Below are 20344 nucleotides of genomic sequence, written 5' to 3' on the forward strand. Positions count from 1 at the left end.
TCCCGGTGGGGGCGGGGTCCGAAAGGAATCCGGGGAACCCCTTGAACAGCAGCAAGCACACGGAACTGGCGAACCACGCCTGGTCCGTCGCCGACCTCCTGCGCGGCGACTACAAGCAGTCCGACTACGGAAAGGTCCTTCTTCCGTTCACCGTGCTGCGCCGCCTGGAGTGCGTACTGGAGCCGACGAGGCAGAAGGTCGCCGAGACGGCGGCCCTGTACGAGAGCCAGGAGATCGACGGGGACTACTTCCTGCGGAAGGCGTCGGGTCACTCGTTCTACAACAAGAGCGCGCTGACGCTCAAGATGATCGCCGCCGACCCGCAGAACGCGGCGAAGAACCTTCAGGTGTACGTCGGTTCGTTCTCGGAGAACGCGGCCGAGGTCCTGGACAGGTACGAGTTCGCGCAGCAGATCAAGAAGCTGGACGGCGCGAACCTGCTCTACCAGGTGATCGGCAAGTTCACGGACCTGGACCTGCGCCCCGAGGTCGTGTCCAACCACAACATGGGCTACATCTTCGAGGAGCTGATCCGCCGCTTCGCGGAGCAGTCCAACGAGACCGCGGGTGAGCACTTCACCCCGCGCGAAGTCATCCGGCTCATGGTCAACCTGCTGATCGCCCCGGACGGCGACGCCCTGAGCCTGCCCGGCGTGGTGCGCACGGTCATGGACCCGGCCTGCGGCACGGGCGGCATGCTGAGCGCGGCCGAGGAGCACATCAAGGCGCTGAACCCGGACGCCACGGTGGAGGTGTACGGGCAGGAACTCAACCCGGAGTCGTGGGCGATCTGCCGGTCCGACCTGATGATCAAAGGGCAGGACCCCGAGAACATCTCGTTCGGCAACTCCTTCTCCGACGACGGCCACGCCCGGGAGAAGTTCGACTACCTGCTGGCGAACCCGCCGTTCGGGGTCGAGTGGAAGAAGGTCAAGGAGGACGTCGAGTACGAGTACAAGAACCTCGGCGACTCCGGCCGCTTCGGCGCGGGCCTCCCCCGTATCAACGACGGATCGCTGCTCTTCCTCCAGCACATGATCTCGAAGATGAAGCCGGTGGACGCGAAGGGCGGTGGCGGCTCGCGCATCGCCGTCGTCTTCAACGGCTCGCCGCTCTTCACGGGCGCGGCCGGCTCGGGTGAGTCGGAGATCCGCCGCTGGATCCTGGAGAACGACTGGCTGGAGGCGATCGTCGCTCTGCCGGACCAGCTCTTCTACAACACCGGCATCTCCACGTACTTCTGGATCCTGACGAACCGGAAGGACGCCCAGCACAAGGGCAAGGTGGTGCTGCTGGACGCGCGCGACCAGTGGGTCAAGATGCGAAAGTCGCTGGGCGACAAGCGCAAGGAGCTGGGTGACGGCACGGACGGCAGGCCGAACCACATCGGCGACATCACGCGCTTGTACGGGGACGCGGTAGCGGCTGCGGCGGATGTGGAACACCCGCCGCACGGCAAGGTGAAGGTCTTCGACAACACGGCCTTCGGCTACCAGCGGATCACGGTGGAGAGGCCGCTGAAGCTGCGATTCGAGCTGACAGAGGAGACGCTGGCGGCGCTGGAAACCTCAAAGGTGATCCAGAAGCTGCCGAACGCTTCAGCGCTCGTGGACGCTTTCAAGGCGATGGAGGCACCCCGGTCCTGGGCGACGAAGTCCGAGGCATGGGTGGCGCTGAAGGACGCGGCGGTGGCAGCCGGCACGACCTGGCCGGGCGGGGCTCCGTTCAGCAAGGCGTTGCGGGAGGCGGTGGGGGTGCGGGACCCGGAGGGCGAGGTCCAGCTGGTGAAGGGGCAGCCCGAACCGGACAGCGAACTGCGGGACTACGAGAACGTGCCGCTGGACGAAGACGTGGAGGAGTACCTGAAACGCGAAGTGCACCCGCACGTGCCGGACGCGTGGATCGACCACGCGAAGACGAAGGTGGGGTACGAGATCCCGTTCACGCGGCACTTCTACGTCTACGAGCCGCCGCGGCCGTTGGTGGAGATCGATGCGGATCTCAAGGCGCTTGAGGCGGAGATTCAGGCTCTGTTGGGGGAGGTGACGGAGTGACGTTCCCAACGACCTGGCCGACTCACCGGATCCGTTTCCTCTTCGACCGGCGCGATGTACGTGGCGCGGAGGCTCCCCTCGCCTCTGCCACGAAGAGCGGGGTCACCCTGCGCAGCGAGCTCGACTACTCGGTGTGGAATCCAGATTCCGACGTCAGCAACTACAAGCTTGTGGAACCGGATGATTTCGTCATCGGTCTACGGTCCTTCCAGCACGGGATCTCACACTCGACGGTGCGGGGCATCGTCAGCCCCGCCTATACCGTTCTGCGCCAGGCAGGCGCCCTGGATCCGCACTTCACCAAGCACTACTTTCGCTCCAGCCTGCTTATTTCCCACCTGGCCAACGTCACACAGGGGATCAGACAGGGCCAGGCCATCGACATCGAGGCGTTCCGGAACCTCCTCATGCCGGTTCCTCCCCTGGAGGAACAGCGCCGCATCGCCGACTTCCTCGACGTCGAGACAGCTCGAATCGACCGATTGATCGTCGCCACTCAGAAGCAGTCGGCACTCCTCAACGATCGGCTCATCGAGACGTTCAGAGAGCTGACGACAACGGGAGGCGGCGAAGAAACGGCGACTACGGGTGTGCCGTGGATGCCTCGTATGAACTCCACCTGGGCGCTGATGAAAATCGGCCAGAGTTTCAGGGCAAGCAGCGGAACGACGCCTCGAACCAGCGACTCCGCCTACTTCGGCGGAGAAAACTACTGGATCAACACGGGTGACCTCCGGGACGGGACCGTGGAAAGCCCGAAGAAGACCGTGACGGACCTCGCGCTGGCTGACTATCCCACATTGAAGGTCTACCGTCCCGGATCCCTTGCCGTGGCGATGTACGGGGCCACCACCGGACGGGTGGGCATTCTCGGAACGCCCGCATGCGTGAATCAGGCGTGCTGCGTTCTTTCCGAACTGGGACCGGTGAGTTCCCTCTACGCGTTCTTCTGGTTCCGTGGCCATCGCGAAGAGATCCTGAGACTGGCGTCAGGCGGCGGGCAGCCGAACATCAGCCAGGATCTCGTCCGTAGTTTGCGCCTGCCGGCCCCCTTTCCTCGCGAGGAGCAGGAGGAGATCGCCGCCCGGGCTGCCGCCGTGGAGACCGCCGTGTCACGCCAACGACAACTCCAGATGCGGCGCGCCCTCCTGTTGGCGGAACGCCGCCAGGCCCTCATCACCGCCGCCGTAACCGGCCAGTTCGACGTCTCCACCGCCGGCGGCCGTAACGTAGCGGACGGAGTACAGGCATGAGCCCCATCCACCACGAGTCCGCCTTCGGCGCGGCCGTAGTCTCCGCCATGTCCGAGCGCGGATGGCGCGAGGTCGGCCCGAGGACTACCGGGCCGACCTCGGCCTGGACACCAACGAACTGTTCGAGTTCATCCGCGAGACGCAGATCGACGAGTGGAACGACCTCCTCGCCGTCTACGGCAACGACGTCAACGAGGCCCAGCGCGGCTTCGCCCGCCGCCTCGACCGGGCCATCAGCGACGACGGCCTGCTCACCGTCCTCCGCAACGGCGTCAAGGACCGGGGCGTCCGCCTCCGCGTGGCCTGCTTCAAGCCGAATCTGGTCGCCGCCGACTCCGCCCTCGACGGCTACCGGGCCAACCGCCTCACGGTCGTACGCGAGCTCGTCTACGCCACCAAGCAGGCCGACTGGGGCAACAAGCTCGACCTGACCCTGTTCCTCAACGGCATCCCCCTCGCCACCGCCGAGCTCAAGAACCCGCTCACTCGCCAAGGCGTTGAGCACGCCAAGGAGCAGTACCGCACCGACCGCGACCCCACCGAGCTGATCTTCACGCGCCGCGTCATCGCCAACTTCGCCGTCGACCCGGACCTCGTCTTCGTCGCCACCCAACTCCGGGGCTGGAACACCCACTTCCTGCCCTTCAACACCGGTTCCAACAGCGCCGGCCAGCCCGGTGGAGCAGGCAATCCGGACCCGACGGCCTACGGCACGTACACCACCTCCTACCTGTGGGAACAGGTCTGGGCGCGGGACAACTGGCTGGACCTGCTCCAGCGGTTCGTGCACCAGCAGAAGACCAGGACGCCCGGTGGCGGAACCACAAAGACGACGATCTTCCCGCGCTTCCACCAGTGGGACGTGGTCAAACGGCTGACCACCCACGCCGCCACGCACGGCGTCGGGCAGAACTACCTCGTCATGGCCTCGGCCGGTTCCGGGAAGTCGAACACCATCGGCTGGCTCGCTCACCGCCTGAGCGATCTGCACGCCGACGCCGACCCGCGCACCCTCGACACCAAGGCCCTCGCGGCCGGACGGGTCAAGCCGGGAGCCCCGGTCTTCGACAAGGTCATCGTGATCACCGACCGCCGCAACCTGGACGCCCAGCTCCGGGAGACCGTCGGCAGCTTTTCGCAGACGGAGGGCCTGGTCGTCAAGGTCGACGAGAAGCACGGGGCGAAGAGCGAACAGCTCGCCCGCGCCCTCTCCCGCGACACGGGAAAGATCGTCACGGTCACCCTGCACTCGTTCCCCGCGCTGCTGGACCACATCAAGCGCAACCCGACCGAGCTCACCGGCACCAGCTTCGCGATCATCGTGGACGAGGCGCACTCCTCGCAGTCGGGCGACGCCGCCACCGCCGTACGGACGGCCCTCCGGGACCTCGGCCTGGACTCCGACTCGGAGGACCAGGGCACCACCGCCGTCACGGTCGACGACAAGCTGAAGAAGAAGGCCATCGAGCGCTCGCGGGCCGCGAACCTCTCGTACTTCGCGTTCACCGCCACCCCGAAGGCCAAAACGCTCGAACTCTTCGGCACGGAACACACGGTGGACGGCAAGGCGGTCTACCGGCCGTTCCACACGTACTCCATGCGCCAGGCCATCGAGGAAGGCTTCATCCTCGACCCGCTGCGGAACTACGTCACGTACAACACGTACTGGAAGCTGGTGAACCAGAACCCTGACGAGCGTGAGGTCGACCCCGCGAAGGCGAACGGCCTGCTCGCCCGGTACGCGCTCACTCACGAGCACACCGTCTCCCAGCACGCCCAGGTGATCGTCGAGCACTTCCTCGCCCACTCCCGCGGCCGGCTCGGCGGGCGGGCCAAGTCCATGGTGGTCACCGCTTCGCGGGACTCCGCCGCGCAGCTGGCCCGAGCGGTCAAGAGCTACATCAAGGACCGTGACTACGACACCAAGTACCCGGACCTGGGCGTGCTCGTCGCGTTCTCCGGCTCGCTCACCATCGACGGCGAGGAGACGACCGAGCCGAAGGAGAACGGCGGGATCTCGGAGAGCGCCCTGCCGAAGGCGTTCGCGTACACCCGTGCCGACGACAAAGCGGTGAACGCGGGCGGGCGAGGTCAGCAGGAGTACAAGATCCTGGTGGTCGCGGAGAAGTACCAGACCGGCTTCGACCAGCCGCTGCTGACGACGATGTACGTCAACAAGAAGCTGACCGGTATCTCCGCCCTGCAGACCCTCTCCCGCCTGAATCGCACCGCCGAGCGCAAGACCCAGGCGGACCTGGCGGTGCTCGACTTCGCCAACGAGGCCGAGGACATCCGGGAGGCGTTCCACCCGTATTTCGAGGAGGCCAACACCCTTCCGTCGGACCCGAACCTGCTCTACACCGCGCAAAGCCGGGTCATGTCGGCGCCGATCATCTCCGAGCCGGAGATGGACGAGTTCGGCGCCGCGTACTTCGAGGCGAAGGAGAAGGCGGCCGGTTCGCAGGCCAAGTGGGAGAAGCTGCACGCCGAGTTGTACCGGCTGCTCTCACCCGCCGTCGCCCGCTTCACCCCCCTCCTGGAGAGCGAGGAGGAGGACGACGTGAAGACGGCGGAGGACTTCCGCGCCGATCTCAACGACTACGTACGGAAGTACGGCTTCCTCGCCCAGATCGTGCCCTACCGCGACGCCGAGCTGGAACGCCTGCACCTGTACGGCCGCTACCTCCTCAACCGGCTCCCGCGCCGGGCGGACGGCGGCGTCGACATCGGTGAGATCGACCTCAGCCACCTGCGGGTCGAGAAGACCGGCGAGGTCGACATCTCCCTCTCCTCCGAAGGTCCCGCCGAGCTCAGGGGCTTCGGCGACGGTACGGGCGGGGCCGCGGAGGCCGAGAAGTCGCTGCTGTCCGAGCTGATCGACAAGTTCAACGCCAAGTTCGGGACGGACTTCACCGAGGAGGACGTGCGGAAGCCGTTCAACGAGGCGATGGCCGAGGGCAAGGTACGGGCCGCCGCCGTCGTCAACGACGAGAACAACTTCGGCAAGGTCTTCGACAAGGTCTTCGCCGACAAGATGGCCGACCACATCGCATCGACGGCCGGCATGGGGCGGCAGTACTTCGGCCCCGACAAGAGCTTCCGGTCCAACCTGGACCGCAGCGCACGCCGGGCGGCCTGGCGGATGATCCGCCGCGACGAGGGCGTTGACGAGTAGTCGACCCGTACGCGTGGAGGTCACCGACCCCCGGGGCGAACGCGTCCCCGCACTCGGCGACCTGTCGACCGACGACCAGGAAGGCGGCCGAGGGCTGCTCCTCGTAGCCGCCCTGACCGGCCGCTGGGGCTGGTTCCCCCGCACCGACGGCCCCGGAAAGACCGTCTGGGCCTCGCTCGACGTACGACCCCTCTGATCCGGCCCGAAACGCATGTGGTCGCTGCCTGCAGAGACACCACCAGCGGCAACGCTGGCGAAACTCAGCGGGGAGAAGCCGACGCGCCCCGACACGCGTAGCGCCTAAGCTCCAAGGGTCATCGCGTGGCGAGGGGGCCGGGGATGCGTGGGACTGGGCGAAGAGAGCGTGAGCGGGAACTGGAAGCCGAAGTCACGGCCTTCGGCGAGTTGTTGGCCGAGCACAGCTTCGCTCCGGGCGATCCCGGAACACCGTCGAAGGCGGTGGACGACTGGGCGCGCGCCCTCGACGCGTACGATGCGGCCTCTCGGGCCTTGCACCGCCGCAAACAGGTGAAGGTCGTACCCCAGCTGTTGCAGCAAGGCATGGACGCCCTGGTTGACCTGGAGGCCCGCGTCGCCGGCGAACCGCTGCCCCAACGGCTTCCGCCCTGCTTCTTCGACTCGCGGCACGGGCAGGCGACCACCGAGGCCAGGTGGGCCCCCAGCGGCGGTGCGAAGCGCCTCATCGCCGTGTGCGCGGCCGACGGCGTACGGCTCCGTGAGGATTCGCCCCATCTGTTCAGCGGGCATCCCGCCTCGGCCGACGAGGTTGACAGCCTGCCTCTGCGCCCTGCCGGCGACCTGCCCCTTCCGTGGGCGATCGGGCTGCTCGCGCTGCTCTTCGGCTACGCGGCCGCCCTGGCAGCCGCGGGCGACGGACCAGGAGCCGTTGTTGCCCTCATCGCTGCGGGGGCCTTCGGCGCAGTGGCCGCTCTCTCGGGTCTTCTCGTTGCGAGTGCCGCGGTCGACCTGTGGGCACTGGTGCGCCGCGGCCATCGGGCACAGGCGACTTTCGCGCGATCGACGGTCAGTCCGCACGGGGCTCGCCAGCACGTCTACGTGGTCACCGACGCCTCCGGCCGACAGCGTGAGTGCACGCGGGCGGCGGGGGGCGGAACCGGGAAACCCGTGCCGATCCGGTCCGTCTGGTATCTGCCGAGAACGGACGGCGCAGGCAAGGCGGTGAGTTCCTGGTCCCCCGTCTGGCTCCCTCTCCGCATTCTCGTCGGCCTGCCGGTCCTCCTGAGCAGCGCGGCTGTCACCCTGTACCTGATACCGGGACGTCTGATCATCGCTCTCCTGTCATGACTGCCGCACCGTCCCGCCCCCGGCGGCGAAGAAGAAGGTGTCGCTAACCGATCTCCACCACCCGCGCCCACGCCGGCGGTCGGCGAGGGACGTAGTCGGGGTTGTCCTCGTCCCAGGAGCGGCGCCTGTGGTCCCTCGGGAACAGGCCGATGACCGTGCGGCAGGCCGGTTGCGTGGCGGGCCACGGTGTCTGCCCGTCGGTCAGGACCACGATGGCGTCGGGGCGGGGATGGGAACGGAGCGCCTTGGCGAAGCCCGTGCGCAGATCCGTACCGCCGCCTCCCAGCAGCGGGATGCCCTCGGCCTGGCACAGCGGGTGCACGACCCGGGTCGCCGCGTCGCAGGCGAGGACGGTGACCAGGTCGCGGCTGCCGCCCACCGCACGGGAGATGGCGGCGACCTCCCGGAGGGCGCTGCCCAGTTCGACGTCGCTGACCGAGCCGGAGGTGTCGATGACGACGGAGACCCGGGGCGGTCGGCGGCGGAGGCTCGGCAGGACGACGCCGGGCAGTCCGGTGGAGCGGCGCGACGGACGGCCGTAGGTGTAGTCCTCCCCCGCGCCGGGCCCCGAGGCGGCCGAACGGACAGCGGCGCCCAGCAGATCCCGCCAGGCCTGCGGAGGATGGAACGCCTCCTCCGCCCATCGCTTCCACCCCTTCGAGGCGTTTCCCGGCCGTCCTGTGATGCCCTGCGCCACCCGGAAGCGGACCGCGTCTTGTTCGTGCGCGCTGAGCCCGTGCGCGCCGTCGGGCCCCAGATCCCATTCCCGCTCCAGCCCGTCGGCGCCGCTTCCGCAGTCCAGCCAGGCCAGGTCCTGGGTGCGCGATCCGAGGCGGAACTGGTACAGGTAGTCCTCCATCAGCTCGCCGGGCCGCAGGTGCAGAGTCGACGGGCAGACGATGCCCTTCGGGCTGGCCAGGCCGTCGCCGTACACGTCGTCGTTGATCTCGCAGTCGGCGGCGATGTTCATCCTCAGTCGCTCCCCCGGGCCGGTCAGCCCGCGCTGCCGGGCGACCCGGTCGCTGCGGCCGTGGTGGTCGCGCAGCAGGTGCGACACCTCGTGGACCCAGACCCCGGCCAGCTCCTCGACGGGGGTCCGGGCCACGAAGGGCGGCGAGACGTAGCACCGCCAGTGCCGGTCGACGGCCATGGTCGGGACCTGCCGTGACTCCACGGTGTGCAGGGCGAACAGCGCGGTCGCCAGGTAGGGGCGGGCCCGGGCCGCCTGCAGGCGGGCGGCGAAGAGTCTGTCCAGGTCGAGCGCGTTCGGCGCGTCCGTCGTCGTCATCGGCCCGCCGTCGCCTTCGCCGTGACCCGGGCCGCGGCCCGGTCCGCGCGCCCGGACACGGAGACGACGCCCGCGAGCTGTTCGATGGAGGCCGGTACGTCCCAGTCCTCCTGGCGCAGCGCGGCGAGGGTCGTCGCCGGGACGACCACCAGATCCGGGGCTCCGGACTCCAGCGCCCGGACGAGCAGCGCCCACGCCGCGTCCCAACGGGCCCTGTCCGGGCGGGCGCGGACCGCCGCGACGACCCCGTCCAGCGCGGCCTGGCGGAGATCGCCGCGCTCGGGCAGGACGGCGCCCGCCGGGTCGGCGAGGATGTCCTCGGGGTCCGGAAGGTCCATCCGGTCCAGGCTCGCCAGCAGTTCAAGGCCCGGGCCGTCCCCGACCGTGCCCCTGACCAGCAAGGACAGCACGTCCCGGGAGGAGCCGGCGGCGGTCGCGAAGGCGATCAGGTTCAGCGTCATTTCCCAGCTGCGCGGCGAGGGCCACGGGCCGCCCCGGCGGGTCTCCGTGGTGGGCAGCCGGTGCACGAGCGTGGGGCGGGCGGAGAGGAGTCCGCACACCGCACGGCGGGCGAAGTCCACGGCCTCGGGCAGCTTTTCGGGGTCGAGGCGGGGCAGTGTCGCGCGGGGCCAGGTGCCGGCGAGTCCTCGTACGACGACCTCGTGGTCGTGGGTCCACTGGAGGCGGACGAAACGGTTGGCGAGCGGCGGGCTCAGCTCCCAGCCGTCGGCCGCCGAGGAGCGCGGGTTGGCGGCGGCCACGATCCTTACGCCGGGCGGGAGTTGCAGTGCTCCGATCCGCCGCTCCAGTACGAGGCGGAGGAGCGCGGCCTGCACGGCGGGGGGCGCGGTGGAGAGCTCGTCGAGGAACAGCAGCCCGCGCCCCGCCCGTACGAGCCGAACGGCCCAGTCCGGCGGGGCCATCGGCACTCCCTGCTCGGCGGGGTCGTCGCCGACGACGGGCAGCCCGGAGAAGTCGGACGGCTCGTGCACGCTGGCGATGACCGTGGTGAGCGGCAGGTCCAGGGAGTCCGCGAGCTGGGTGAGGGCCGCGGTCTTGCCGATGCCCGGCTCACCCCAGAGCAGCACGGGCAGGTCGGCGGAGACCGCCAGGGTCAGCGCCTCCAGCTGGATGTCGGGACGCGGCTCGGTGGTGGTGTCGCGGAGAAGGCTCATCAGCGCGTCGGCGACGGCGAGTTCTGAGACGGGGGCGGCATCGGCGGGCGCGGCGGACGGAGTGTGCAACAGCATGGGAGATCACCTGGTGGTGTGCGAGAGGGCGAATGGGCATGGGTGGGTACGGGGCGGGCAGGCGCGGTGCGGTGCGGGGACCGACAGGCCCGGCAGCCCCGGGGTCAGCGGACGGCTGTGTGGCGCGGGCGCCGGGCCCGGCGGGGCCGGGGGTCGACGGGGCGGCGAGGGTCCGAGCGGCGACGGATGGGGCCGGGCCCGAGCAGGTCGGCCCGGAACAGTCCGTAGGTGATCCGCCGTTGTGCGGCGGCTTCCAGTTCGTCCCGCAGCGGGCCGTTGCGCAGCACCGCCTCCGGACCGAGCAGCCCTTCCACGACGGCCAGCGCACCGGCGATGTCCCCGTGGTCGAGGCGTTCCCGGACACCGGTGAGGCAGTCCGGCCGCCGGTACGCCTCGTCGATGGCCTGGAGGCAGGGCAGCGGAGTACCGGTCAGGGCGACCAGCAGCTCTTCGCGGCGGATCTCGGCCGGGTCGTGGTCCAGCGGAGCGAGGGCGCCTTCGACCAGGCCGATCCGGTGCTGCGCTCCCCGGCATTCCACGAGGCGCGAGGTTCCCGCCCGGTCCCCGGTACGCGAGCCGGCCGATGCCGGAACCGGGGCCGATGCCGATACCTGAACCCGAACCGATGCCGGAGCCGGGAGATCCGGCACGAGGGCCCCCGCTACCAGCGGGTGCAGCTGACCTGCCTCGATCGCCCCGGTACGGAGCAGGTCGAGGTCGGGCAGCACCCAGGTGGCCGCGTCCGGCAGCACCGGTGACGCGGTCGGCCCCCGGTCCGGGGTGACGGCGGCGATCCGCGCCACAGGCGTTCCGCGGCTGTCCGCCTCCCCGGCCGCCATGTGCAGGAGAAGGCGACTCCGGCCGCCCAGCCGCACGCTCACCGTTCCGCCCGGCCCCTGGCCCTCGGCCCGGAGCAGGATCGCCGCCTCCGCCGCCCACCGATCGACGGCGCAGCGGCGGTCCGCCGGCACGGCGCTCCACAGGTCCGGTTCAGCGGCCGCAGCAGCATCGCCGGTTGACCGGTCGTCGACGCCGGAGCGGATGCGCAGCTCATCGGCCCTGCGCGCATCCCACAGGTGACGATGCAGGTCGAGGCGGTAGCGCCGGTTCGGATGCGGGTGAGGGTGACGGCGGGCGCCCGGCTCGGTGTGCGAACCGTCCCACAGTGCGAGGCTGATCCGCTGCCCGGCGTCCGCCCAGGCGGGCGGGGTCCGGACGACCAGGTGCAGGGGGCCCGGCCCGTCGCGCTCGGGTGGGTCGTAGCGGGCCAGGGCGATGGTCAGCCCCGGGCGCAGCAGCCCGTGCGGGGCGATGCGCGGCAGGTGCCAGCGCAGCAGGTCAGGAGCCAGCCGGCGAAGGTCCGCCCGGATGCGGGCGGCGAGTTCGGGGCCGTGGCCGCGTGCCACGGAGCGGAGGCGGAAGTCGATGTCGACGCCTGCCGCGGCGCACGCTCCTGCCCAGTCCCCGGCCTCACGGCGGACGGTCGCAGTCTCGATCATCGGGGCCGGCACGGCGAACTCGCGCACGCGCGGCCAGAAGGACGGGGAGGACAGGAAGGAAGGGGAGGACAGGAAGGACGGGCGGGAATCCCGGTTCGCGGTCGAAGTGAGCATCAGCACTCACCTTGCGCGGACGGGTCCCCCAATCTGTTCATGGAGTGAGTCATCGCCGGGAGCCTAGCTCCGGTCACCGGGATCTGCCAGAGCTTTTTCCTCCGGTGGAACGCCGACCGGACGCCGTCAGGGCGCCCGCATCGCCCTGAGCAGCACTAACGAGCCACTCCACTGTCCGGAACAAGACGGCTCCCCCGTCGCCCCGTGCCGCCGGTGGACCTGGAACGCCCGCACCGGCCAGACTCGTCCCCAATCACGCAGTGGTCGGCCCCGTCCACGTCGACCGCATCCGCACAATCCCGGGGGACTTGTCCTCCGATCCCGAGTTCAGGGCAGCGCGACCGCTCTCCTGGACGTTGGGTCCGCCGCTGCTGATGATCTGTGCGATCTGCACGCGGAAGTCGTCGGACGCGGCCATGTACTGGCCCGTCTCCAGGAATACTCCGGCCCCGCCCAGGTCACCGGTGGCCCGGGCACGGGGAAGACCGTCGTCGCACTGCACCGCGTACGGCATCTGCTGGGGCACCTGCGCGACGGCGACCGCATCCTGCTGACCACGTACACGAACGCGCTCGTGGCCGCGCTGCGCGACGGGCTGGCCACGCTGGTGGAGGACGAGGCCCTGCGCGACCGCGTCGACATCATGACCGTCGACGCGTTCGCGGGGCGTGTCGTGTCCACATCGCGACGTCCCCTGCGAGGCGGCGAGGAAGAGACGCGGTGGGGGCAGGCGGCGCGGGCGACCGGGTTCTCCGGGACCGGGCAGTTCCTGGCTCAGGAGTACAAACACGTCGTCCTGGCGCAGGATCTGCGCACCCTGGAGGGGTACGAGAGCTGTGAGCGGCGGGGGCGCGGCAGTGCCCTGCCCAGCTCCTCGCGCGCGCTGGTGTGGCGCACGATCGAGGAGTTCACCGGTCGGCTGTCGGCCGACGGGCTGCGCACCTATCTCGGTACCTGTGCGGAGGTGGCGGACCTGCTGGAGTCCTGTGGCCCGCGCTATCGGCACGTCGTCGTGGACCAGGCGCAGGACCTGCATCCCGTGCAGTGGCGGTTGCTGCGGGCGGCCGCCCCGTCCCGCCCGGACGACCTGTTCATCGCGGGCGATCCGCACCAACGGATCTACGACTCGAAGGTGTCGCTGAAGGCCGTCGGGGTGAGGGTCGCCGGACGTTTGACGAAGATGCGCAAGAACTACCGCTCCACGCACGAGATCCTCAGTTGGGCGACCGCGCTGCTGGTCGGGCGGCCCTTCGAGCAGCTCGCGGACGACGCGCGCAACGAGACCCTGCTGGGCTACCGCTCGTCCCTGCACGGCACACGGCCCGAAATGCTCGGGGCGGCATCGGAGGCAGCGGAACTGGACGGGCTCGTGGAGCGGGTGCGCGGCTGGCTCGACAGCGGCATCGCCGCGGGCGAGATCGAGGTCAGCGCCCGGTTCAACAAGAACGGCGACAAGGCGGTGGACCGGCTCAGGCAGGCCGGCATTCCCGCGGCTCGCCTGCGGGGCGACACGGTTTCGGAGGCGGATGCCGTCCAGGTCGGCACCATGCACGCCTTCAAGGGTCTGGAGTTCCGGTCGGTCGCGGTCATCGGCGCGAGCGTCGGCGCACTCCCGTTCCCCAAGGCGGTGACACCCATCGAGGTCGACCGCCTTCAGCACGCCGCCGACCTGCTGGCGGAACGCTGCCTGCTCTTCGTGGCATGCACGCGGGCGCGGGACGACCTGTACGTGTCGTGGACCGGGGAGCCCAGCACCTTCCTGGTGGAGGCCGGGGTGTGAGCAGCGGCCGTGCCGCATCGCCGTCCCCTGGGTCCCGGCGGCCCCCACAACCTCCCCGGTAGCAAGGCATCTTCCGTTGCGCACCATACGTGGCGAAGTTGTCCGGTGGCGGCAGCGACGAACCGCACGAGTACACCGTGACCGGCTGAGCGGGGGACGAACGGCAGCGGACGGACCGCTCCCCCGCGTGGGGTGCGGCCCGTCCTCGTACCGACGTCGGATGGGTCCGGAAGGAGGGCGCCCGGTCAGAAGAAGGCCCCGCACCTCAGCAGTACGTTCGCGTACGGCCGGGCCTCCCCCGTCCGTACGATCAGGCGGGCGGCGGGCGTGAGCGCCTTCAGGTCGTCGTGCGGGACCAGTTCCAGCCCGGGGAAGTGACCGTCCAGGAGCACCGCGGCCTCCGGGTTGGCCTCGCGGATCTCCTCGGCGGCCGTCGCCCCCTCCACGACCAGCTCGTCGAGGAGGCCGTCCAGCACCTCGGCGAACGACGGGGTTCCGGCGCGGAAGGCCAGGTCGACGACGCGGGGGCCGGGTGGGATCGGCATGCCGGCGTCGCAGATCAGGACGCCGTCGCCGTGGCCGAGTTCGGCGATCGCGCCCGCCAGATGGCGGTTGAGGATGCCTGACTTCTTCACAGCGCGTCGACCTCCTCCAGCGTCGGGAACGACTCCTGCGCCCCCCGCGCCGTGACCGCGGCCGCGCCCACCCGGGCCGCGAAGGCCGCCGCCTCCCGCAGATCGTCGCCACGGCCCAGCCGCCAGGCCAGGGCCGCCGTGAACGCGTCCCCGGCGCCGGTCGTGTCGAGGGCTTCGACCTTCGGGCTGACCAGATGGTCCAGGGAGTCCGTGCGGCTGTCGGCCACCAAGGCCCCGGCGGCGCCCAGGGTGACCACGACCGAGCGGGGGCCGAGCGCGAGCAGCGCCGGAACCCAGTCGTGCGGGGTCTTCCCCGCGCCGTCGCCGAGGATGTACCGCGCCTCGTGCTCGTTGACCACCAGCGGATCGCAGGCGGCGAGCACCTCGTCGGGGAGCGGGGCGGGCGGGGACGGGTTGAGGACGAGGCGGGTGTCCGGCCCCCGGCCGCGTACCGTCTCGGCCACCGTGTCCAGGGGGATCTCCAGCTGTACGGAGATGACCCGGGCGGCGGCCAGCAGCGGGGCCGCCGCCCGGACGTCCTCGGGGGTGAGGCGTCCGTTGGCCCCCGGCGAGACCACGATGCTGTTGTCGCCCGAGGGGTCGACGGTGATCAGCGCGACGCCCGTGGGGGCTCCGCCCACCAGGACGCCGTCCGTGTCCACGCCCGCCGCACGCTGGGTCTCCAGCAGCAGGCGTCCGTGGTCGTCGTCGCCGACCCGGGCGAGCAGGGCCGTCCTGGCGCCGAGGCGGGCGGCGGCCAGCGACTGGTTGGCACCCTTGCCGCCGGGGTGGACGGCCAGGTCGGAGCCGAGGACCGTCTCGCCGGGCGCGGGGCGACGCTCGACGCCGATCACCAGGTCGGCGTTGGCCGACCCGACGACCAGCAGGTCGTACCGGTCGTCGGGGGCGTTGTCGTGCATGGGCGTGCTTCCTGCTTTCGTCGGTCCGGGATCAACGGGGCGGTTCACGGTCCGGGTTCAGGAGAAGTCGGCGACGTTCTCCCGGGTGACCACCTTGACCGGCACCTTCACCGTGCTCTCGACCTTCTCGTCCTTCGCGGCCTTCACGGCGTTCCGCACCGCGATCTTCCCCAGTTCGGCGGGCTGCTGGGCCACCGAAGCGTGCAGCGTGCCGGCCTCGACCGCCTTCAGACCGTCCGGGGTCCCGTCGAAACCGACGACCGAGACCGACTTTCCGGCCTTGCTGCCGAGCGCCTTGACCGCGCCGAGTGCCATCTCGTCGTTCTCGGCGAAGACGCCGGTGATGCCGGGGTGCGACTGGACGAGGTTGGTCATGACGTCCAGGCCCTTGGTGCGGTCGAAGTCCGCGGGCTGCTTGGCGACCACCTTGATGCCGGGGTACGCCTTGAGTCCCTCGGCGAAACCGGCCCCGCGCTCACGGCTGGCGGAGGTGCCCGCCGTGCCCTGGAGGATGACGATGCTGCCCTTGCCGCCGAGTTTGTCGGCCAGCGCGTCGGCGGCGAGCTTGCCGCCCGCCACGTTGTCCGAGGCGACGAGCGTGGCGGTGTCCGCCTTGTTGACGCCCCGGTCGGCGGCGATCACGGGGATGTCCGCCTTGTTGGCGCTGCGGACGCCCGGTCCGACGGCGTCCGAGTCCACCGGGTTGACGATGATCGAGGAGACGCCCGAACTGGTGAAGTTCTGGAGCTGGTTGGCCTGCTGGGAGGCGTCGTTCTGGGCGTCGGTGACGGTGAGGTCGATGCCCGCCTTCTCGGCCTCCGCCTGTGCGCCTTCCTTCATCTGCACGAAGAAGGGGTTGTTGAGCGTGGAGAGCGACATGCCGACCCTTGTCGTGCCGCCGGACGAGCCGGGGTTGAAGAAGGAGACCGCGCCGACGACGAGGGCGACACAGAGCGCCGCACCTGCGAGCTTGAGCGCTCCCTTGCGGCCGGCCCCCGGTGCGCCGGGTGCGGATCCCGCCGACGAGGCCGCTCCCGAACCGGCCTTGCGGCGCAGCGTGTCGAGCAGGACGGCGAGTGCGATGACGACGCCGATGACGACCTGCTGCCAGAACGCCGACACGGAGAGGAGGTTGAGGCCGTTGCGGAGGACCGCGAGGATGAGCGCGCCGATCAGGGTGCCGGAGGCCTTGCCCACGCCGCCGGCCAGGCTCGCCCCGCCGATGACGACGGCGGCGATGGCGTCGAGTTCGTACCCCTGGGCGGCCTGCGGCTGGGCGGAGACGAGGCGCGAGGCCAGGACGATGCCCGCGACGGCGGCGAAGAGGCCGGACAGCGCGTAGATGACGATCTTCTGGCGCTTGACGCGGAGGCCGGAGAGCCGGGCCGCTTCCTCGTTGCCGCCGATCGCGTACATCGAGCGGCCGATGAAGGTGCGCCCGAGGACGATCGCGGTGATCAGGCCCATCGCGATCATCACGAGGACCGGTACGGGGAGCCAGCCGCCGAGCGTGTCGCCGAGCCGCGAGACCGACTCGGGGAACGCGATCGGGCTGCCCTGCGAGATGACGAGGGAGAGGCCGCGGGCGATCGAGAGCATCGCCAGCGTCGCGATGAACGGCGGGAGTCTGCCGTACGAGACGAGGGCGCCGTTCACGAAGCCGCAGGCGATGCCCGTGGCGATCGCGAGCACGACCGCGAGGACGACCGGCACCCCGGCGGAGGTCGCCGACCAGGCGAGGACCGTCGCGGACAGGGCCGCCACCGAACCGACGGACAGGTCGATGCCCGCCGAGACGATGACGAAGGTGACGCCGAACGCGAGGATGGCGGTGACGGCGGCCTGGACGCCGACGTTCAGCAGGTTCTGGGTGGTCAGGAAGTCGCCGGAGAGCAGCGACATCACCACCACCAGGACGACCAGGGCGCTCAGCGCGCCGTTGTCGAGCAGGACGCGGCGTATCACGGAGACTCCGCCGCCCGTTCCCGCGTCACTCCTGGCTGTCTCAGTGGCCACGGGGGCCCTCCTCTTCCTTCATCGGTGCGGGGTGTCCGGTGGGTGTGGGTACGTCGGTGGGGGCGGGGCCCCGGGTGGTGGCCGGGGTGCCGACCGCGAGGGCCATCACCGCGTCCTGGGTGGCCTCGTCGGCGGGGAGCTCCCCGGCGATCCGGCCCTGGGCCATGACGAGCACCCGGTCGCTCATGCCGAGGACCTCCGGCAGATCGCTGGAGATCATCAGGACGGCGTGCCCGGAGGCGGTCAGCTCGTTGATGAGCTGGTAGATCTCGACCTTGGCGCCGACGTCGATGCCCCGGGTGGGTTCGTCGAGGATGAGCACCCGGGTGTCGGCCAGCAGCCACTTGCCGATGACGACCTTCTGCTGGTTGCCGCCGGAGAGCGTGCGGACATGCTGGCCGAGGCCGGACATGCGGACGCCGAGCTGCTGCGCGATACGGGCGGCGGCCGTGCGCTGTCCCTTGAGGTCCACGAGCCCGGAGCGGGTCGCGGACCTCAGGGTGACCAGGCCCAGGTTCTCCTGCACGGAGGCGTCCAGGACCAGGCCCTGGCCCTTGCGGTCCTCCGGTACGAGTCCGATCCCGGCGCCCATCGCGGCGGGGACGTCGTGCCGGGCGAGGCGCTCACCGCGTACGTCGACGGTACCGGCGTCGTAGGGGTCGGCGCCGAAGACCGCGCGCGCCACCTCCGTACGCCCGGCGCCGACGAGGCCCGCGAGGCCGACGACCTCGCCGGCGTGCACGTCGAAGCTGATGTCGTGGAAGACGCCGTTGCGGGTGAGTCCGCGCACCGACAGCAACGCGTCGCCGGTGTCCGGGCGTTCGCGCGGGTACTGCTGCTCGATACTGCGGCCGACCATGAGCTGGACGAGTTCGTCCTCGGGGGTCGACGCCGGCACCTGGTCGACGCTGCGGCCGTCGCGGAGGACGGTGACGCGGTCGCCGAGTGCGGCGATCTCCTCCAGGTGGTGGGTGATGAAGACGATCCCGACGCCGTCCTCACGGAGCTGGCGGACGATCGCGAAGAGCTTGTCGACCTCCTCGGAGGTGAGTACGGCGGTCGGCTCGTCCATGATCAGGACGCGGGCCTCCAGGCTGAGCGCCTTGGCGATCTCCACCATCTGGAGCCGGGCGATACCCAGTTCACGGACCTTGGCCTCGGGGCGTACGTTGACGCCGACCCGGCGCAGCAGCTTCTCCGCGTCCTGGCGCATCCGACGGTGGTCGATGAGCCCGAAGCGTCGTGGCTGGCGGCCCAGGAAGATGTTCTCGGCGACGGTGAGGTCGGGTACGAGGTTGAACTCCTGGTAGATGGTGGCGATGCCGAGCCGTTCGGCGTCCTGCGCACCATCGATGCGGACCTCGCGGCCCTCGGCCAGGATGCGGCCGCGGTCGGGGCGGTAGGCGCCGGAGAGCATCTTGATGAGGGTGCTCTTGCCCGCGCCGTTCTCGCCGAGCAGGACATGGACCTCGCCTCTGCGGAGGTCGAAGTCGACGTTGTCGAGCGCCACCACGCCGGGGAAGGTCTTGCGCAGACCTTCGATGCGGAGCAACTCGTCCGGTGCGGTCGCCAGTTGCTTGTCCGGTGCGGTCACCGGTCGCTCCTCTGGTTCGATGCGGCCCCACCGCACGAGCGGCGTGCGACGAGGCGGGCGGGCAGGGTGACGGACTGCGGGGTCCGCCCTTCGATGCTGTCGGCCAGCGCGCGCACGGCGGCCCGCGCCAGCTCGGCGGTCGGCTGGGCGATGGCGGTGATCGGCGGATCGGTGTGGACGAACCACGGGATGTCGTCGAAGGCTGCGAGCGCGATGTCGTCGGGGACCCGCAGCCCCCGGGCACGGATCGCGTCCAGTGCGCCGAGCGCCATCAGGTTGTCGGCGGCGAACACGACCTCGGGCGGCTCGGGCAGGGCCAGGAAACTCTCGGTGGCCCTGCGGCCGCTGGCCGCCTGGAAGTCGCCCTGCCCGATATAGGCGTCGGGCAGGGCGAGCCCGAGCTCCCGCAGTGCGTCCCGGAAGGCCTCGACGCGCTCGTTGCCGGTGGTGGTGGCGGCGGGCCCGGCGATGATGGCGAGCCTTCGGTGACCGAGTCCGTGCAGATGCGCGACGAGGTCCTTGACCGCGCCCGTACCGTCGGCACGGACCACGGGGACGTCGATGCCGGGGATCCAGCGGTCCACGAAGACCATCGGCGTACCGCTCAGGGCGACGTCCCGCAGCACCGGGGAACCACCGTCGGCGGGCGACACCAGGAGCCCGTCGATCCTGCGGTCGATGAGCGTGCGGATGTGGTGGTCCTGGAGCTCGGGCCGCTCGTCGGCGTTGCCGATGATGACGCTGTAGCCGAGCGCGCGGGCCTCCTCCTCGACGAAGCGGGCCAGCTCGGTGAAGTACGGGTTCAGCACATCGCTGATGACCAGGCCGAGGGTGCGGGTCTGGGCCGTGCGCAGCGAGCGGGCCACCGCGTTGGGCCGGTAGCCGAGGGCCTCGACGGCGGCGAGGACGCGGGTACGCGCCTCTTCACTCACGGACGGATGGCTGTTCAGCACGCGCGAGACCGTCGCGACGGACACGCCCGCCTCGGCCGCGACATCCTTGATGCCCGCCATGTCCGGACCACCTCCTTGTGGTTTCCGTACGCCTCGAAACCGGGGGCCGACCGTGACGGACCGGTGACAGACCGGTGGCACGACGACCGTGGAATCGATTACACGGATGATTGGAATCGATTCCACGACCGAAAGCAAGACCCCCTCCCGCCTCCGAGACCGGATCGTGACGGGAGGGGGTGGCGGCTGCCGGAAACCCTCGTTCAGCCCCTGCCCTGATCCGGCCGGGCAACCACGGCCGACGCGATGCGGCGGAAGGCCGACCAGGGGTGGTGGCACGTGACAGCGGAGGTCCGCGGGCCGGAGTGCGTTCCGCCGAGCCGTCTCGCCCGGGTCGACGACGCACCGAGCGTCCACCTGGGCGGCCGCCTCCGGGTGCTCAGCGTGCCGATCGCCGGACTGTCCACGCGCACCCGGGCAGTGCCCC

Annotated in this window: 12 protein-coding genes and 3 pseudogenes; 6 read left to right on the forward strand and 9 right to left on the reverse strand. The window is 70.5% G+C overall.

The features are described from left to right. The first annotated feature begins 41 nt into the window (after positions 1 to 41). The 5 genes and pseudogenes from B9S58_RS25725 to B9S58_RS25745 all read left to right on the forward strand — a co-directional run bounded on the left by B9S58_RS25725 (position 42) and on the right by B9S58_RS25745 (position 7808). Entirely contained in the window at positions 42 to 2054 is a 2013-nt protein-coding gene (locus B9S58_RS25725; RefSeq protein WP_103534422.1) for a class I SAM-dependent DNA methyltransferase, read from the forward strand. Beyond that, entirely contained in the window at positions 2051 to 3307 is a 1257-nt protein-coding gene (locus B9S58_RS25730; RefSeq protein ID WP_103534423.1) for a restriction endonuclease subunit S, read from the forward strand. The genes B9S58_RS25725 and B9S58_RS25730 overlap by 4 nt, the downstream gene beginning before the upstream one ends. After that, positions 3304 to 6482, forward strand: a pseudogene (locus B9S58_RS25735) (type I restriction endonuclease subunit R). The gene B9S58_RS25730 and the pseudogene B9S58_RS25735 overlap by 4 nt, the downstream one beginning before the upstream one ends. A 10-nt stretch (positions 6483 to 6492) precedes the next feature. After that, a pseudogene (locus B9S58_RS25740) lies at positions 6493 to 6678 on the forward strand (ATP-binding protein); the annotation flags it as partial. A gap of 143 nt (positions 6679 to 6821) precedes the next feature. Continuing rightward, on the forward strand, positions 6822 to 7808 hold the full coding sequence (locus tag B9S58_RS25745) for a hypothetical protein (RefSeq protein WP_146063562.1): 987 nt from the start codon (positions 6822 to 6824) through the stop codon (positions 7806 to 7808). 43 nt (positions 7809 to 7851) lie between these two features. Here the strand turns inward: B9S58_RS25745 and B9S58_RS25750 are convergent, their stop codons facing one another. The 4 genes from B9S58_RS25750 to B9S58_RS25765 form a co-directional block, all read right to left on the reverse strand. Then, entirely contained in the window at positions 7852 to 9096 is a 1245-nt protein-coding gene (locus B9S58_RS25750) for a VWA-like domain-containing protein (RefSeq protein WP_103534426.1), read from the reverse strand. Then, positions 9093 to 10346, reverse strand: coding sequence for a MoxR family ATPase (locus tag B9S58_RS25755; RefSeq protein ID WP_103534427.1), 1254 nt, complete (start codon positions 10344 to 10346; stop codon positions 9093 to 9095). The genes B9S58_RS25750 and B9S58_RS25755 overlap by 4 nt, the downstream gene beginning before the upstream one ends. A 104-nt stretch (positions 10347 to 10450) precedes the next feature. Then, positions 10451 to 11959 (reverse strand): hypothetical protein, encoded by a 1509-nt coding sequence (locus tag B9S58_RS25760; protein WP_103534479.1) that lies wholly within the window; start codon positions 11957 to 11959, stop codon positions 10451 to 10453. 253 nt (positions 11960 to 12212) lie between these two features. After that, positions 12213 to 12473, reverse strand: coding sequence for an ALF repeat-containing protein (locus B9S58_RS25765; protein ID WP_181009460.1), 261 nt, complete (start codon positions 12471 to 12473; stop codon positions 12213 to 12215). Between B9S58_RS25765 and B9S58_RS25770 the strand changes: the two are divergent. After that, positions 12393 to 13739: pseudogene (locus B9S58_RS25770) on the forward strand (UvrD-helicase domain-containing protein); the annotation flags it as partial. The gene B9S58_RS25765 and the pseudogene B9S58_RS25770 sit on opposite strands and share 81 nt — an antisense overlap. A 245-nt stretch (positions 13740 to 13984) precedes the next feature. Here the strand turns inward: B9S58_RS25770 and rbsD are convergent. The 5 genes from rbsD to B9S58_RS25795 are packed head-to-tail and all read right to left on the reverse strand — an operon-like array spanning position 13985 to position 19917. After that, positions 13985 to 14374, reverse strand: a complete 390-nt coding sequence (rbsD, locus tag B9S58_RS25775) for a D-ribose pyranase (RefSeq protein ID WP_103534429.1) — start codon at positions 14372 to 14374, stop codon at positions 13985 to 13987. Continuing rightward, the gene (locus B9S58_RS25780; RefSeq protein ID WP_103534430.1) at positions 14371 to 15294 is read right to left on the reverse strand and encodes a ribokinase; all 924 of its coding nucleotides are present in this window, start codon (positions 15292 to 15294) and stop codon (positions 14371 to 14373) included. The genes rbsD and B9S58_RS25780 overlap by 4 nt, the downstream gene beginning before the upstream one ends. A gap of 57 nt (positions 15295 to 15351) precedes the next feature. Next, complete coding sequence (locus tag B9S58_RS25785; protein WP_103534431.1) at positions 15352 to 17310, reverse strand: substrate-binding domain-containing protein; 1959 nt, start codon at positions 17308 to 17310, stop codon at positions 15352 to 15354. After that, positions 17300 to 18904 (reverse strand): sugar ABC transporter ATP-binding protein, encoded by a 1605-nt coding sequence (locus B9S58_RS25790; RefSeq protein WP_103534432.1) that lies wholly within the window; start codon positions 18902 to 18904, stop codon positions 17300 to 17302. Before B9S58_RS25790 ends, B9S58_RS25785 begins: the two co-directional genes overlap by 11 nt. Next, complete coding sequence (locus tag B9S58_RS25795) at positions 18901 to 19917, reverse strand: LacI family DNA-binding transcriptional regulator (protein WP_103534433.1); 1017 nt, start codon at positions 19915 to 19917, stop codon at positions 18901 to 18903. The genes B9S58_RS25790 and B9S58_RS25795 overlap by 4 nt, the downstream gene beginning before the upstream one ends. Between the last annotated feature and the right edge of the window lie 427 nt (positions 19918 to 20344).

It is taken from the genome of Streptomyces sp. SM11, from assembly GCF_002910905.1.
Taxonomy (GTDB): domain Bacteria; phylum Actinomycetota; class Actinomycetes; order Streptomycetales; family Streptomycetaceae; genus Streptomyces.